This is a genomic window from Variovorax sp. ISS6 (assembly GCF_056523145.1).
This window is the reverse complement of the sequence record NZ_JAWRZC010000001.1, coordinates 6,868,781-6,882,947: the sequence shown is the minus strand read 5'-3', so window position 1 is coordinate 6,882,947 and position 14,167 is coordinate 6,868,781. Positions and strand designations below refer to the sequence as shown.

The 14,167-nt window shown below is 67.8% G+C and carries 13 protein-coding genes and 1 pseudogene; 13 read left to right on the top strand and 1 reads right to left on the bottom strand.

The genetic code is table 11. The features are described 5' to 3' along the window. Window position 1: 1 nt before the first annotated feature. The 9 genes from AC1HIL_RS31805 to AC1HIL_RS31765 all read left to right on the top strand — a co-directional run bounded on the left by AC1HIL_RS31805 (window position 2) and on the right by AC1HIL_RS31765 (window position 9,043). Complete coding sequence (locus tag AC1HIL_RS31805) at window positions 2-445, top strand: PAS domain S-box protein (RefSeq protein ID WP_203202883.1); 444 nt, start codon at window positions 2-4, stop codon at window positions 443-445. After that, a complete protein-coding gene (gene frc, locus AC1HIL_RS31800; protein WP_057590857.1) occupies window positions 442-1,689 on the top strand; it encodes a formyl-CoA transferase in 1,248 nt (415 codons plus the stop codon). Before AC1HIL_RS31805 ends, frc begins: the two co-directional genes overlap by 4 nt. 252 nt (window positions 1,690-1,941) lie before the next feature. Next, window positions 1,942-2,274, top strand: a complete 333-nt coding sequence (locus AC1HIL_RS31795) for an HAD family hydrolase (RefSeq protein ID WP_057590858.1) — start codon at window positions 1,942-1,944, stop codon at window positions 2,272-2,274. A 35-nt stretch (window positions 2,275-2,309) separates the two neighbouring features. Beyond that, window positions 2,310-3,488, top strand: a complete 1,179-nt coding sequence (gene sucC / locus AC1HIL_RS31790) for an ADP-forming succinate--CoA ligase subunit beta (RefSeq protein ID WP_479670848.1) — start codon at window positions 2,310-2,312, stop codon at window positions 3,486-3,488. A 329-nt stretch (window positions 3,489-3,817) separates the two neighbouring features. After that, window positions 3,818-4,717 carry a succinate--CoA ligase subunit alpha gene (gene sucD / locus AC1HIL_RS31785; protein ID WP_479670847.1) on the top strand — a complete coding sequence of 300 codons (900 nt, stop codon included), beginning with the start codon at window positions 3,818-3,820 and terminating at the stop codon, window positions 4,715-4,717. A gap of 61 nt (window positions 4,718-4,778) precedes the next feature. Next, window positions 4,779-5,546, top strand: coding sequence for a fumarylacetoacetate hydrolase family protein (locus AC1HIL_RS31780; RefSeq protein WP_479670846.1), 768 nt, complete (start codon window positions 4,779-4,781; stop codon window positions 5,544-5,546). A gap of 30 nt (window positions 5,547-5,576) precedes the next feature. Next, a complete protein-coding gene (locus tag AC1HIL_RS31775; protein ID WP_057590862.1) occupies window positions 5,577-6,587 on the top strand; it encodes a 2-dehydropantoate 2-reductase in 1,011 nt (336 codons plus the stop codon). 13 nt (window positions 6,588-6,600) lie between these two features. Continuing rightward, window positions 6,601-8,025 carry a pyruvate kinase gene (gene pyk / locus AC1HIL_RS31770; RefSeq protein ID WP_057590863.1) on the top strand — a complete coding sequence of 475 codons (1,425 nt, stop codon included), beginning with the start codon at window positions 6,601-6,603 and terminating at the stop codon, window positions 8,023-8,025. A gap of 88 nt (window positions 8,026-8,113) precedes the next feature. Next, window positions 8,114-9,043 (top strand): LysR family transcriptional regulator, encoded by a 930-nt coding sequence (locus tag AC1HIL_RS31765; RefSeq protein ID WP_261217699.1) that lies wholly within the window; start codon window positions 8,114-8,116, stop codon window positions 9,041-9,043. Window positions 9,044-9,109: 66 nt separating this feature from the next. Here the strand turns inward: AC1HIL_RS31765 and AC1HIL_RS31760 are convergent, their stop codons facing one another. Further along, the gene (locus AC1HIL_RS31760) at window positions 9,110-9,247 is read right to left on the bottom strand and encodes a hypothetical protein (protein ID WP_172705325.1); all 138 of its coding nucleotides are present in this window, start codon (window positions 9,245-9,247) and stop codon (window positions 9,110-9,112) included. A gap of 530 nt (window positions 9,248-9,777) precedes the next feature. Here AC1HIL_RS31760 and oxlT point away from each other — a divergent pair. The 4 genes and pseudogenes from oxlT to AC1HIL_RS31740 all read left to right on the top strand — a co-directional run bounded on the left by oxlT (window position 9,778) and on the right by AC1HIL_RS31740 (window position 14,165). Further along, on the top strand, window positions 9,778-11,106 hold the full coding sequence (oxlT, locus tag AC1HIL_RS31755) for an oxalate/formate MFS antiporter (protein WP_479670845.1): 1,329 nt from the start codon (window positions 9,778-9,780) through the stop codon (window positions 11,104-11,106). 53 nt (window positions 11,107-11,159) lie between these two features. Then, window positions 11,160-11,648 carry a gamma carbonic anhydrase family protein gene (locus AC1HIL_RS31750; RefSeq protein ID WP_093347789.1) on the top strand — a complete coding sequence of 163 codons (489 nt, stop codon included), beginning with the start codon at window positions 11,160-11,162 and terminating at the stop codon, window positions 11,646-11,648. Between the two features lie 462 nt (window positions 11,649-12,110). Then, window positions 12,111-12,603: pseudogene (locus AC1HIL_RS31745) on the top strand (formate dehydrogenase subunit gamma). Continuing rightward, window positions 12,600-14,165: a formate dehydrogenase beta subunit gene (locus tag AC1HIL_RS31740; RefSeq protein WP_479670843.1), complete on the top strand. Its 1,566-nt coding sequence runs from the start codon at window positions 12,600-12,602 to the stop codon at window positions 14,163-14,165. The pseudogene AC1HIL_RS31745 and the gene AC1HIL_RS31740 overlap by 4 nt, the downstream one beginning before the upstream one ends. Window positions 14,166-14,167: the final 2 nt, after the last annotated feature.

The following is a 14,167-nucleotide window of genomic DNA, read 5'->3' as shown; positions in this document are numbered from 1 at the left end:
CATGCAAGCTTCAGTGGATTTCAGGCAGCTCGTCGAAGGGGCGGGCGATGCCATCATGGTGTGCGATGCGGCCGGGGCCATCGTTCTGTGGAACCCCGCAGCCGAACGCATCTTCGGCTTCACCGAAGCCGAGGCGCTGGGTCGCTCGCTCGACCTCATCATTCCCGAGCGCCAGCGGCAGCGCCACTGGGACGGCTACCACAAGACCATGGACACCGGCATCACCAAATACGGTGCCGATCTGCTGCGCGTGCCGGCCCTGCACAAGGACGGCCGCACCTTGTCGATCGCCTTCACGGTGTCGATGCTGTTTTCGCCGCAACGCGAGGTCTCGGGCATCGTCGCCATCGTCCGCGACGAGACAGCCCGATTCGCGGAAGAGCGCAAACTGCGCGCTCGTCTGCTAGAAGCGGAAACCACGATCAAAGAAGGAGACAGTCGATGAGTCAAGCGCTGGAGGGTGTCCGCATCCTCGATTTCACCCACGTGCAATCCGGCCCCACCTGCACGCAGCTGCTGGCCTGGTTCGGCGCCGACGTCATCAAGGTCGAGCGCGCCGGAGAAGGCGATGCCACGCGCGGCCAGCTGCGCGACATTCCCGGTGTGGACAGCCTCTACTTCACGATGCTGAACCACAACAAGCGCTCGATCACGCTCGACACCAAGAACCCCAAGGGGCGCCAGGTGCTCGACGAGCTGATCAAGACCTGCGACGTGCTGGTCGAGAACTTCGCGCCCGGCGCGCTCGACCGCATGGGTATCACCTGGGAACACATCCAGAAGCTCAACCCGCGCATGATCGTGGCCTCGGTCAAGGGCTTCGGCCCCGGCAAGTACGCCGACTGCAAGGTCTACGAGAACGTGGCGCAGTGCGCCGGCGGCGCGGCGTCGACCACCGGCTTCGAGGACGGCCCGCCGATGGTGACGGGCGCCCAGATCGGCGACAGCGGTACCGGACTGCACCTGGCGCTCGGCATCCTGGCGGCGCTGTTCCAGCGCAACAGCACCGGCCGCGGCCAGAAGGTGCTGGCGCCAATGCAGGACGCGGTGCTCAACCTGTGCCGCGTGAAGATGCGCGACCAGCAGCGGCTGGAACGCACGGGCACCATGCACGAATACCCGCAGTACCCCGACGGCAAGTTCGGCGACGCGGTGCCGCGCGCGGGCAATGCCTCGGGCGGCGGCCAGCCCGGCTCGATCCTCAAGTGCAAGGGCTGGGAGACCGACCCCAATGCCTACATCTACTTCATCACGCAGGCGGCCGTGTGGCCGGCGGTGTGCAAGGTGATCGGCGAGGAAGGCTGGATCACCGACGAGGCCTACGCCACGCCGGCCGCGCGCCTGCTGCACCTGAAGCCGATCTTCGCGCGCATCGAGCAATGGACCATGACCAAGGACAAGTTCGAGGCCATGGACATCCTGAACCAGTACGACATTCCGTGCGGGCCGATCCTCTCGATGAAGGAGATCGCCGCCGACGAATCGCTGCGCGAGACCGGGACCATCGTCGAGGTCGACCATCCCACGCGCGGCAAGTACCTGACGGTGGGCAATCCGATCAAGCTGTCGGACAGCCCCACCGAGGTGAAGCGCTCGCCGCTCCTGGGCGAGCACACCGAGGAAGTGCTGATGCAGCTGGGCTACGGCCTGGAAGACGTGGCGGCGCTGCGCGCCGAACGCGTGATCTGACGACGAAGAACGCGGCGCGGTAATTCCGCGCCAATTCGAACGAATCCGCAATTGATTCGCCGATGGCATTGCCGGCGGCGAAGGGATTCGTTCGTCTTCTCTATTCAATTGAATTGGAGCCATGCATAACTCCAAATGAATGCTCTCAATAAAATAGTTTGACTGTTATTTATCGTTCTGCACTTCTACAGTTTGAACATGCCGGCAAGTCATTCAATTCACCGCACGGCAGTCATTCGAAAGGAGCAGACCATGCAGAACCTCACGCCCGTTCAATACTGGCTCGATGAAACCGAACGCAATGCCTACAACGCCGCCTTCTACGAATTGGGGCTGCGCTGGCACTGGGACCGCCAGACCTATTGCGACCTGATGGGCACGGCGCAGGAGCCCGAGAAGCGCATTGGCCATTATCTCGAGGCGAATCATCCGCATCTGCTGCGCGCCTACGACGCGGCATTCCTGGCCGATGCGATCGAACAGAAGAAGGAAGCCTACAAGCGCCGCGAAGGCGAAGGTTCCGCACCGCTGTCGAAGCGCCATTTCAATTGGGCCGAATGCCGCGGTGCCGAACTCGGCGCCTGAATTGCAATTGAATAAATCAAATCACGGCTGATCCGATGAACATCCACGAATACCAGGGCAAGGAAGTGTTGCGCCGCCATGGCGTGGCGACGCCGCGCGGTTTCGTCTGCCGCACGAGCGACGAGGCGGCCGATGCCGCCGCCCGGCTCGGCGGGCGTTCGTGGGTGGTGAAGGCGCAGATCCATGCGGGCGGCCGCGGCAAGGGTGGCGGCGTGAAGCTGGCCTGGTCGGGCGCGGAAGTGCGCCGCCATGCGCAGGCGCTGCTCGGCATGACGCTGCGCACGCACCAGACGGGGCCCGAGGGCCGGGTGGTGAGGCAACTGCTGGTCGAGGAGGGGGTGGAGATCGACCAGGAGTTCTACCTCGGGATGGTGGTCGACCGCGGTGCGCGGCGCGTGGCGCTGATGGCGTCGAGCGAAGGCGGGATGGACATCGAGGAGGTGGCCGCGCGCTCGCCCGAGAAGATCCACACGCTGTTCATCGACCCCGAGACGGGGGTCAAGGCAACCGAAGCCGATGCGCTGGCACGCTCGATCGGGCTCGCGGGCCGTGACGTGGTGCAGGCGCGCGAGTTCATGCAGAAGCTCTACCAGGCCTTCGATGCGAGCGACGCTTCGCTGGCCGAGATCAACCCGCTGGTGCGCACGCGCGACGGCCGGTTGATGGCGCTCGACGCCAAGCTCAGCTTCGATCCGAACGCGCTGTTCCGCCAGCCCGAGATCGCCGCGATGCGCGATCTCGACGAGGAGGATCCGACGGAGATCGAAGCCTCGAAGTTCGAGCTGTCGTACATCTCGCTCGACGGCGACATCGGCTGCCTGGTCAATGGCGCGGGCCTCGCGATGGCGACGATGGACGCGATCAAGCTCTATGGCGGATCGCCGGCCAACTTCCTCGACGTGGGCGGTGGCGCGAGCGTGGAGAAGGTCACCGCGGCCTTCCAGCTGATGCTGCGCAACCCGCGCCTGAAGGCGGTGCTGGTCAACATCTTCGGCGGCATCATGCGCTGCGACGTGATCGCCCACGGCATCGTCGCCGCGGCACGCGAGACGGCCCTGTCGGTGCCGCTGGTGGTGCGCATGAAGGGCACGAACGAGGATCTGGGGCGGACCATCCTCGCGCAGTCGGACCTTCAGATCATCGGGGCCGAGGACATCGGCGAGGCGGCTCGGCAGGCGGTTGTCGTGGCTCGGGTTCCCAAGGGGCAGCGATGAACTGGCGCTGTCTTGTTGGACGAACTTTTTGCCATTCGTTGCGGGCACGCGCCGACGGGGTACTCCCCTCCGCGAATGTCCCCCGCCTTCGGCTCCTCCTTTATTTCGCTGCGGGGAGTACCCCATCGACGCGTGCCTGGACGCAGCGGTTGTTGAACCGCCGGCACCACCGCTGCGCTTCCCGTGCACAGGGCAGTGGGTGCTTCCCGCAGCGAAATAAAGGAGGAGCCCGAAGGGCGGGGGACATTCGCGGAGGGAAGTACCCGCTGTCCTGTGCACGCGCCCCCAACGCATCGATAACGCATCCCCCAGCGCGGTAAAGGAAAAAGATGTCGATCCTCATCAACCGCCACACCCGCGTCATCACGCAGGGCATCACCGGCAAGACCGGCCAGTTCCACACCCAGGCCTGCCTCGAGTACGGCCACGGGCGCCACTGCTTCGTCGCCGGCGTCCATCCGACGAAGGCCGGGCAGGCCATGGCCGGCATTCCCATCTACGGCACCGTGAAGGAAGCCAAGGCACGCACCGGCGCCACCGTCTCGGTCATCTACGTGCCCCCGGCCTTCGCCGCCGCCGCCATCGATGAAGCCGTGGATGCCGAGCTCGACCTCGTGATCTGCATCACCGAAGGCATTCCGGTGCGCGACATGATCCGCACCCGCCGCCGCATGGAAGGGCGCAAGACCCTGCTGCTCGGGCCCAACTGCCCCGGCCTCATCGTGCCCGACGAGATCAAGATCGGCATCATGCCGGGCCACATCCACCAGCGCGGCCGCATCGGCGTGGTCTCGCGCTCGGGTACTTTGACCTACGAGGCCGCGAGCCAGCTCGGGCGCTTCGGCATCGGCCAGTCGACCGTGGTCGGCATCGGCGGCGATCCGGTCGGCGGGCTGCGGCACATCGACGTGCTGAAGATGTTCAACGACGACCCGCGCACCGACGCCGTCATCATGGTCGGCGAGATCGGCGGCGATGCCGAGGAAGAGTGCGCGCGCTGGATCCATGCCCACATGCGCAAGCCCGTGGTCGGCTTCATCGCCGGCGCCAGCGCGCCGCCCGGCAAGCGCATGGGCCATGCGGGCGCCATCATTTCCGGCGGCAAGGGCACGGCGCACGAGAAGCTCGCCGTCATGAGGGCCTGCGGCATCCACGTGACCGACAACCCGGCCGACATGGGGAAGCTGCTGGCCTCGCTGGTCGTGCCCGACTACCTGCCGTTCGACTAGGCCGCGCATTCGCAGCGCCCGTCCTCCCACCCGCATCCACAGCATCAAAAGAAAGCACAACATGCCACAACGTTGGGTCCGTTTCGAACACGCCGGAGAAGCAGCCTTCGGCACCCTGGAGGACGACGCCGTGCGCGAGTACCGCGGCGACATGTACGTCACGCCCGAGCCCACCGGCCGCGTGTTCGCGCTGGCCGGCCTGCGCCTCTTGTCGCCGAGCGAGCCGACCAAGGTCATCGCGCTGTGGAACAACTTCCACGCGCTCGGCGAGAAGCTCAAGCTCGCCGTGCCCGAGGAGCCGTTGTACCTGCTGAAGGCACCGAACTCCTTCTCGGCGCACGAGGCGCCGATCCGCAAGCCGCTGTGCGACGGCAAGGTGGTGTTCGAGGGCGAGCTCGGCATCGTCATCGGCAAGACCGCCACCGCCGTCTCCGAGGAACGCGCGCTCGAGCACGTGTTCGGCTACACCTGCGCCAACGACGTCACCGTGGCCGACATCCTCAACCGCGATGCCTCGTTCGCGCAGTGGGTGCGCGCCAAGGGCTTCGACACCTTCTGCCCCATGGGCCCGGCCATCGCCACCGGCCTCGATCCCGCCACGCTGGTGGTGCGCACCGTATTGAACGGCGAGGAGCGGCAGAACTACCCGATCAGCGACATGCGCTTCTCGGTGCAGCGGCTGGTCAGCCTCATCTCGCAGGACATGAGCCTGCATCCCGGCGACGTGATCCTGTGCGGCACGTCCGTGGGCGTGGGCTCGATGAAGCCCGGCAGCCTGGTCGAAGTGGAGATCGACGGCATTGGCCGCCTCTCGAATCGCTTCGGCTGACGCGAAGAATTTCAACTCTTGGGGATCGACATGAAGATAGCAATCATCGGCGCGGGGGCCATCGGCGGCCTGGTGGGCGCCAAACTCGCGCTGGCCGGGGAGGACGTGACCTTCATCGTGCGCGGCGCCAACCTCCAGGCCATCGGCGCCAACGGCATCAAGCTGGTGTCGGCCGAGGGCGAGGAGCAGGTGGCGCGCAACGTGCGGGCCACCGACCGCTACGACGAGGCGGGGCCGCAGGACCTCGTGATCCTCGCGATGAAGGCGCACCAGGTCGAGGCCGTGGCCGACGACGTGGCCAAGCTCTTCGGGCCCGAGACCGCGGTCGTGACCATGCAGAACGGCATTCCCTACTGGTACTTCCAGAAGCACGGCGGCGTGCTCGAGGGCACCACCGTGCGCAGCGTCGATCCGCAGGGCGTGCTCAACGCCAAGATCCCGCCGCGGCGCGTGATCGGCTGCGTGGTCTATCCGGCCTCCGAGCTGATCGCGCCCGGCGTCATCAAGCACATCGAGGGCGACCGCTTCCCGGTCGGCGAGCTCGACGGCGCGACCACCGAGCGCGTCGAGCGCATCGCGGCCTGCTTCGCCAACGCGGGCTTCAAGGCACCGGTGCTCGACAACATCCGCGCCGAGATCTGGCTCAAGCTCTGGGGCAACCTGACCTTCAACCCGATCAGCAGCCTCTCGCACTCGACCCTGGTCGACATCTGCCAGTACCCGCCCTCGCGCGAACTCGCGGCCGCGATGATGCGCGAGGCCCAGGCCGTGGCCCACAAGCTCGGCATCGAGTTCCGCGTCACGCTCGAGAAGCGCATCGCGGGCGCCGAGAAGGTCGGCAAGCACAAGACCTCGATGCTGCAGGACGTGGAAGCCGGCCGCGCGCCCGAGATCGACGCGCTGGTCGGCGCGGTGGTCGAGCTCGCGCGGCTCACCGAGACCTCGACCCCCCACATCGACACCGTGTATTCGCTCGTGAAGCTGCTCGCGCGAACCATGGAAGAACAGCGCGGCCAGGTCCGGCTGCGCGAACTCGCCTGAGGACACCCACACCATGCGACGCCTTCGCAGCGCCAAGATCGTGGCCACGCTCGGTCCCGCCACTTCCGACGAGCCCGCGATCCGCGCGCTGTTCGAGCGTGGCGTGGACGTGTTCCGCCTCAACTTCAGCCACGGCACGCAGCACGACCATGCGCGCCGCCTCGAGACCATCCGCCGGCTCGAGAAGGAATTCGGCCGGCCCATCGGCGTGCTGCTCGACCTGCAGGGGCCGAAGCTGCGGCTGGGCACCTTCGAGGGCGGCCGCGCGCAGCTCGAGGCGCTCGCGCGCTTCCGGCTCGACATGGACCGCGCGAGCGGCAACGGCCGCCGCGCGCCCCTGCCGCATCCCGAGATCTTCGCCGCGCTGCAGGAAGGCACCGAGCTGCTGCTCGACGACGGCAAGCTGCGGCTGCGCGTCGACCGCCACGGCGCCGACTTCGCCGAGACCACCGTGCTGGTGGGCGGCCCGATCTCCGACCGCAAGGGCGTCAACGTGCCCAGCGTGCTGCTGCCGATCTCGCCGCTGACGCCGAAGGACCGCGACGACCTCGACGTCGGCCTCGCGATGGGCGTGGACTGGGTGGCGCTCTCGTTCGTGCAGCGGCCCGAGGACATCGACGAGGCGCGCGAGATCATCGGCACGCGCGCGGCCATCATGGCCAAGCTCGAGAAGCCCGCGGCGATCGAGCACCTCGATGCCATCGTCGAGCGCTGCGACGGCATCATGGTCGCGCGCGGCGACCTCGGCGTCGAGCTGCCGCCCGAGCGCGTGCCCGAGCTGCAGCGCCAGATCGTGCGCGCCTGCCGGCTGCGCGGCAAGCCGGTGGTGGTGGCCACGCAGATGCTCGAGTCGATGATCGCCGCGCCGGTGCCCACGCGCGCCGAGGTGTCGGACGTGGCGACCGCGGTCTACGACGGCGTCGACGCGGTGATGCTCTCGGCCGAGTCGGCCTCGGGCAAGTACCCGCTCGAGGCCGTGGCGATGATGGACCGCATCGTCGCGCGCGTGGAGGCCGATCCGTCGTACCGCACCGGCATCGACGCCACGCACGAGAGCGCGCAGTCGACCACGGCCGACGCGGTCTGCACCTCGATGCGCCAGGTGGCCGCGCTGCTCGCGCCGGCCGCCACCGTGACCTACACCTCCTCGGGCTTCACCAGCCTGCGCGCGGCGCGCGAGCGGCCCGCGGTGCCGATCCTGAGCCTCACGCCCGACATGGCGACCGCGCGCCGCATGGCGATGGTGTGGGGCGTGCATGCGGTGCTGGTGGACGACGTGCACGACGTGGGCGAGATGATCGAGTGCGCCTGCCGCACCGCGCATGCCGAGGGCTTCGCGCAGCCCGGCCAGAAGGTGGTGGTGGTGGCGGGCCTGCCCTTCGGCCAGTCGGGCACCACCAACCTGCTGCACGTCGCGCGTATTCCAAACCATTCCTGATCGCGAATACTTGACCGCGGTCATGCGGCGCGCGCGCCGCCGGCCATAGCATGGGACTTCCGAACGAAGCAGTTCTCCAGGAATCCCCATGAAGCACGCGACCCTGCGCCAGTTGAAGGTCTTCGAGGCGGTGGCGCGGCTCCTGAGCTTTTCGCGTGCGGCCGAGGAGCTGCACCTCACGCAGCCCGCGGTGTCGACGCAGGTGCGCAAGCTCGAGGACCACGCCGGCAACACGCTGTTCGAGCAGTTCGGCAAGAAGGTCTACCTCACGGCCGCGGGCACCGAGCTGCTGCAGCTCAGCCGCGCGATCATCCAGCAGTTCGAGGCGGCCGAGAACGCGATGCTGCAGTTCAAGGGCATCTCGGGCGGCAAGCTCAACGTGGGCGTGATCAGCGCGGGCGACTACTTCTTTCCGCGCCTCCTGGTGGAGTTCGCGGGCCGGCACCGCGGCGTGACCCTGAACTTCACGGTGCACAACCGCGAGGGCCTGCTCACGCACATCGCCGAGAACCTCACGGACCTCGCGATCATGGTGCGGCCGCCCACCGACCTCGACACACTGAACCAGCCCTTCGCGCCGCACCCTTACGTGATCATCGCGGCGCCCACGCATCCGCTGGTGGGCGTGAAGGGCGTGCCGCTCAAGCGGCTGATCCGCGAGCCCTTCGTGGTGCGCGAGCGCGCGTCCGACACCTGGCATTCGATGGAGGAGGGTTTCGGCGCCGCGCTGAGCGAGATCAACATCGCGATGGAAATCCGCAGCACCGAGACCATCAAGCAGGCGGTGATCGCGGGCATGGGCGTGAGCTTCGTGTCGGCCCACACCATCAGCCAGGAGCTGCGCGCGGGCAGCGTGCGGGTGCTCGACGTGCAGGGCTTTCCGCTGATGCTCAACTGGTACGTGGTGCACCGCCGCGGCAAGCGGCTGCCGCCGGTGGCGCAGGCCTTCAAGGACTTCCTGCTGCACGACGGCACCGCGCTGATCTCGCAGATCGTGCCCTTCGATCCGGCGATCTGAAGGCGAAAAAAAAGAGCGCTCTCGGCGCTCTTTTTTTTGGAGGTGGAGCCTCGAGGGCTCCGGCTCTCAACGCTGTTGCAGCGCGGCGCGCACGGCCTTGGCGAAGATCACGATCGGCAGCGCGGCGATCAGGTCGCGCAGCACGCCGTTCGAGGCGAAGGAGGGGGCCTTGAGGGCGGTGGAATTCAGTGCGGTGTTGTTCATGGATGTGCTCCGAATACGGGTGAGTGACGGGGTGGGTGGGAATGCGAACCTCCGAATTATAGGGTTTACCCTGGATTGGGGCAAACCACGAGTGACATGCCCATTTCGCGAGCAGGGCACGCGGAGGCACTCCAGAGTGGGCTGCGATGCGGTCGACCTGATCGCGAGGGGCATGCCGAAGACGCCACCGACTTGCATCAAGCGACGCGACCTCATCGCGCGCTAAGACACCCATGCTAGGGAATTCACGGGGGTCCCGAGCGGGCTCCCTTCGAGGGAACTTGACGAGGGTCAAGAGTTTTTGGGTCGCTCCATCCGACAGTCATCCGCACGCAGGAGGCTGCGGGTCGAAGGTGCCGCGCAGCGGGGCCGACGGGACCGGAGGATCAGCCGAAGCGTGTCGATTGCGCGATGCGACGCCGTACTTGTTCGCATCTCCGCTTCGGGGACCGGTGACTCGAAACGAAACCGGCGGCGCCTCGATGCGATCCGCCGGACTTCAACTCAAACACAAAGATGAAGGACATTCAATGACTCGGCAAACGACCACGATCGCGGGTGCGAACCCCGCGATCTACTCCCCCTCGGGACACCATGGCGCCGCGGCGGCGCAGCGCTCGCAGAGCTACCGATGGGGGCAGCTCCTGATCGGCATCGTGTGCATGGCGATGATCGCCAACCTCCAATACGGCTGGACCCTGTTCGTCAACCCGATCGCGGAGAAATACGGCTGGAGCCGCGCCGCGATCCAGGTGGCCTTCACCATCTTCGTGCTCACCGAGACCTGGCTGGTGCCGATCGAGGGCTACCTGGTCGACCGCTTCGGCCCGCGTCCCGTGGTGCTGGTGGGCGGCGTGCTCTGCGGCATCGGCTGGGTGATGAACTCCTTCGCGGCCTCGCTGCCGGTGCTCTACATCGCGGCGGCCATCGGCGGCATCGGCGCGGGCGCGGTCTACGGCACCTGCGTGGGCAATGCGCTCAAGTGGTTCCCCGACCGGCGCGGCCTCGCGGCGGGCATGACCGCGGCCGGCTTCGGCGCGGGCTCGGCGCTCACCATCATCCCGATCTCGGCCATGATCAAGAACAGCGGCTACGAGGCCGCCTTCCTGTACTTTGGGATCGGGCAGGGACTGATCGTGTTCCTGCTCGCATGGATGCTGACGCGCGCGCCCGAGCATTCGAAGGCCGTGAACACCCGCAACGTGCAGCAGTCGCGCCGCGACTACGCGCCCTCCGAGGTGCTGCGCTCGCCCGTGTTCTGGGTGATGTACGCGATGTTCGTGATGGTGGCCGCCGGCGGCCTGATGGCGACCGCGCAGCTCGCGCCGATCGCCAAGGACTTCAAGATCATCGACGTGCCGGTGAACATCATGGGCCTGGTGCTGCCCGCGCTGACCTTCGCGCTGGCGATCGACCGCGTGCTCAACGGCCTGACGCGGCCGTTCTTCGGCTGGGTGTCGGACAAGATCGGCCGCGAGCAGACCATGTTCATCGCCTTCGCGATCGAGGCGGTCGGCATCCTGATGCTCTACAAGTACGGCCACAACCCGCTGCTGTTCGTGGTGCTGACCGGCATGGTGTTCTTCGCCTGGGGCGAGATCTACAGCCTCTTCCCCTCGACCTGCGCCGACACCTTCGGCGGCAAGTACGCGGCCTCGAATGCCGGCATGCTCTACACCGCCAAGGGCACGGCCTCGCTGCTGGTGCCGCTGTCGAGCGTGCTGGCCGCGAGCACCGGCAGCTGGGAGGCGGTGTTCTTCGTCGCGAGCGGCGTCAATGCCGTTGCCGCGCTGATGGCCTGGTTCGTGCTGCGGCCCATGCGCCGCAAGCACATCGAACGCAGCGAACTCCCGCACTGAGCGCCGACGGGTCGCGAGCCGCTACCATCGACGCCTTTGTCCAGGAGAACGGCGTGACCCTCTACAGACTCGACGAGCATGAACCGTCCATCGACGCCAGCGCGCGCGTGGCGGACACGGCGAGCGTGATCGGCCAGGTCGTGCTCGGCGCGCGCAGCAGCATCGGGCCGCGCTGCGTGCTGCGCGGCGACAACGAGCCCATCACCGTGGGCGCGGGCAGCCACCTCGAGGACGGCGTGATGCTGCATGCCGACCCCGGCTTCCCGATGACCATCGGCGCCGACGTGACGGTCGAGCGGCACGTGATGCTGCACGGCTGCACCATCGGCGACGGTTCGGTGGTCGGCGAGGACACCGTGGCGCTCAACGGCGCGGTGGTGGGGCGCGAATGCATCGTCGCCACCGGCGCGCTGCTGACCGAGGGCAAGGTCTTTCCCGACCGCTCTCTGATCTCGGGCCGCCCGGCCAAGGTCACGGGCCAGGTCGACGATGCCGAGGCCGCGCGCCTCGTGCAGCGCGCGCGCGAACTGGCCGCGCGCTGATCCGCGCGGGGCCGCCGGCGCGAACGGCCCCGCGTTCTTCTCCTTCCGTTCCCGCGCACCGCGATGGATTCGCGCGCGGAATACCTCGGTGTTGCGAACGGTTCGCACGCATCCCCGAAAGGCCCCCGGATATTCCGGCCGCGGCCCAGCGAAAGAGGCCTTTTCACAGGGCTCGCTCGCATTGACACCACCCCTGTTTCGATGGAAATTGACCTGCGTCAAGGTCATCCGCGCGCGATTCATCGACAGTGAATCCCGAGGCAGATGACCGCGCGCGGCTTCCGGTCCCCGCACAGGGAGGCGAGCGCGAATCGACGCCACGATGACAACGGATCCGCCGGCAGGCAGACAGCGGCGGACCGGTAACGGCACCAGATCGGACGGGACCATGACAACAGAAGCGCTGAACGCGTACGTAGCACGGCAGCCGGCCATCCGCGCTTCGCGCGTGGAGGCTGGCCAATGAGCGAGGCCCTGCGACTTTCCGCGGCCGACGAACTGGCCGAGGTGCGCCGCGTGCTCGCCGCGCATGCGGACGAACAGGGCGCGCTGCTGCCGATCCTGCACGAGGTGCAGGACACGCTGGGCTACGTGCCCTCGCATGCGGTGCAGACCATCGCCGACGCGCAGAACCTCTCGCGCGCAGAGGTGCATGGCGTGATCACCTACTACCACCACTTCCGCGCCGAGCCGCCGGGCCGGCACGTGATCCAGAATCTGCCGCGCCGAGGCCTGTCAGTCGATGGGCGCCGATGCACTGCTCGCGCATGCCGAGAAGCACCTGGGCTGCGCGGTGCACGGCACCACGAAGGACGGCGCCTTCACGCTCGAGCCGGCGTTCTGCCTCGGCCTGTGCGCCTCCTCGCCCGCGATGACGCTCGACGACGAGCCGCATGCGCGCGTCACGCCGCACCGTTTCGAAACGCTGGTCGCACAGGCGGGAGATTGCGCATGAACGCCGCCGTGAAGATCTACGTGCCGCGCGATTCCGCGGCGCTCGCGGTCGGCGCCAACGCCGTGGCCCAGCGCATCGCGCAGGAGGCCGCCGCGCGCGGCCTCGCGATCGAGCTGGTGCGCAACGGCTCGCGCGGCATGCTGTGGCTCGAGCCGCTGGTCGAGGTCGAGACGGCCGCGGGCCGCATGGCCTACGGACCGGTCACGGTCGAGGAGGTGCCGGCGCTGTTCGATGCCGGCCTGGGCACGGGCGCGCGTTCGCATCCCTTGTCGCTCGGCCCCACCGACGAGATCCCCTACCTCAAGAAGCAGGAGCGCCTGACCTTCGCGCGCGTCGGCATCACCGACCCCGTGTCGCTGACCGACTACCAGGCGCACGAGGGCTATGCGGGCCTGCGCGCCGCGCTCGCGATGGCGCCGGCCGACATCGTGCAGCAGGTGCTCGACTCGGGCCTGCGCGGCCGCGGCGGCGCGGCCTTTCCGGCCGGCATCAAGTGGAAGACGGTGCTCAACACGCCGTCGGAGCAGAAGTACATCGTCTGCAATGCCGACGAGGGCGACTCGGGCACCTTCTCCGACCGCATGACGATGGAGGGCGATCCCTTCGTGCTGATCGAGGGCATGACCATCGCGGGCATCGCCACCGGCGCGACGCAGGGCTACATCTACGTGCGCTCCGAGTACCCGCACGCGATCGCCGCGCTCAACGAGGCGATCCGCCATGCGGAGGCCGCGGGCTTCCTCGGCGACAACGTGCTGCGCTCGGGCAAGCGCTTCCGGCTCGCGGTGCGCAAGGGCGCGGGCTCCTACGTCTGCGGCGAGGAAACGGCGCTGCTCGAGAGCCTCGAGGGCAAGCGCGGCATCGTGCGCGCCAAGCCGCCGTTGCCGGCCATCGAAGGCCTGTTCGGCCAGCCCACGCTGATCAACAACGTGATCACGCTGGCCAGCGTGCCGATCATCCTGGCGCGCGGTGCCACCTTCTACCGCGACTACGGCGTGGGCCGCTCGCGCGGCACCTTGCCGATGCAGCTGGCCGGCAACATCAAGCACGGCGGGCTGGTCGAGAAGGCCTTCGGCGTGACCCTGCGCGAACTGCTCTACGACTACGGCGGCGGTTCGGCCTCGGGCCGGCCGATCAAGGCGGTGCAGGTCGGCGGCCCGCTGGGCGCCTACCTGCCCGAGTCGCAGTGGGACCTGCCGCTGGACTACGAGGCCTACGCGGCCGTCGGCGGCACCGTGGGCCACGGCGGCATCGTGGTGCACGACGACACGGCCGACCTGTCGAAGCTCGCGCGCTACGCGATGGAGTTCTGCGCGCTCGAGTCGTGCGGCAAGTGCACGCCCTGCCGCATCGGCTCGACGCGCGGCGTCGAGGTCATCGACAAGATCCGCGGCAACCAGAACCGGCCGCAGCAGGTGATCCTGCTGCGCGACCTGTGCAACACCATGGTCCATGGCTCGCTGTGCGCGATGGGCGGCATGACGCCGTTCCCGGTGCTCTCCGCGCTCGACCACTTCCCGCAGGACTTCGGCATCGAGGCACCCGACCGCAAGGCCGCCTGAGC

Bases quoted from the DNA above. Each gene is read 5' to 3' on its own strand.
- pyk (WP_057590863.1), top strand. From the start codon at position 6,601: ATGCGACGCCTTCGCAGCGCCAAGATCGTGGCCACGCTCGGTCCCGCC.
- AC1HIL_RS31795 (WP_057590858.1), top strand. From the start codon at position 1,942: ATGCAGAACCTCACGCCCGTTCAATACTGGCTCGATGAAACCGAACGC.
- oxlT (WP_479670845.1), top strand. From the start codon at position 9,778: ATGACTCGGCAAACGACCACGATCGCGGGTGCGAACCCCGCGATCTAC.
- AC1HIL_RS31775 (WP_057590862.1), top strand. From the start codon at position 5,577: ATGAAGATAGCAATCATCGGCGCGGGGGCCATCGGCGGCCTGGTGGGC.
- AC1HIL_RS31805 (WP_203202883.1), top strand. From the start codon at position 2: ATGCAAGCTTCAGTGGATTTCAGGCAGCTCGTCGAAGGGGCGGGCGAT.
- AC1HIL_RS31740 (WP_479670843.1), top strand. From the start codon at position 12,600: ATGAACGCCGCCGTGAAGATCTACGTGCCGCGCGATTCCGCGGCGCTC.
- sucD (WP_479670847.1), top strand. From the start codon at position 3,818: ATGTCGATCCTCATCAACCGCCACACCCGCGTCATCACGCAGGGCATC.
- AC1HIL_RS31780 (WP_479670846.1), top strand. From the start codon at position 4,779: ATGCCACAACGTTGGGTCCGTTTCGAACACGCCGGAGAAGCAGCCTTC.
- frc (WP_057590857.1), top strand. From the start codon at position 442: ATGAGTCAAGCGCTGGAGGGTGTCCGCATCCTCGATTTCACCCACGTG.
- sucC (WP_479670848.1), top strand. From the start codon at position 2,310: ATGAACATCCACGAATACCAGGGCAAGGAAGTGTTGCGCCGCCATGGC.
- AC1HIL_RS31760 (WP_172705325.1), bottom strand. From the start codon at position 9,247: ATGAACAACACCGCACTGAATTCCACCGCCCTCAAGGCCCCCTCCTTC.
- AC1HIL_RS31765 (WP_261217699.1), top strand. From the start codon at position 8,114: ATGAAGCACGCGACCCTGCGCCAGTTGAAGGTCTTCGAGGCGGTGGCG.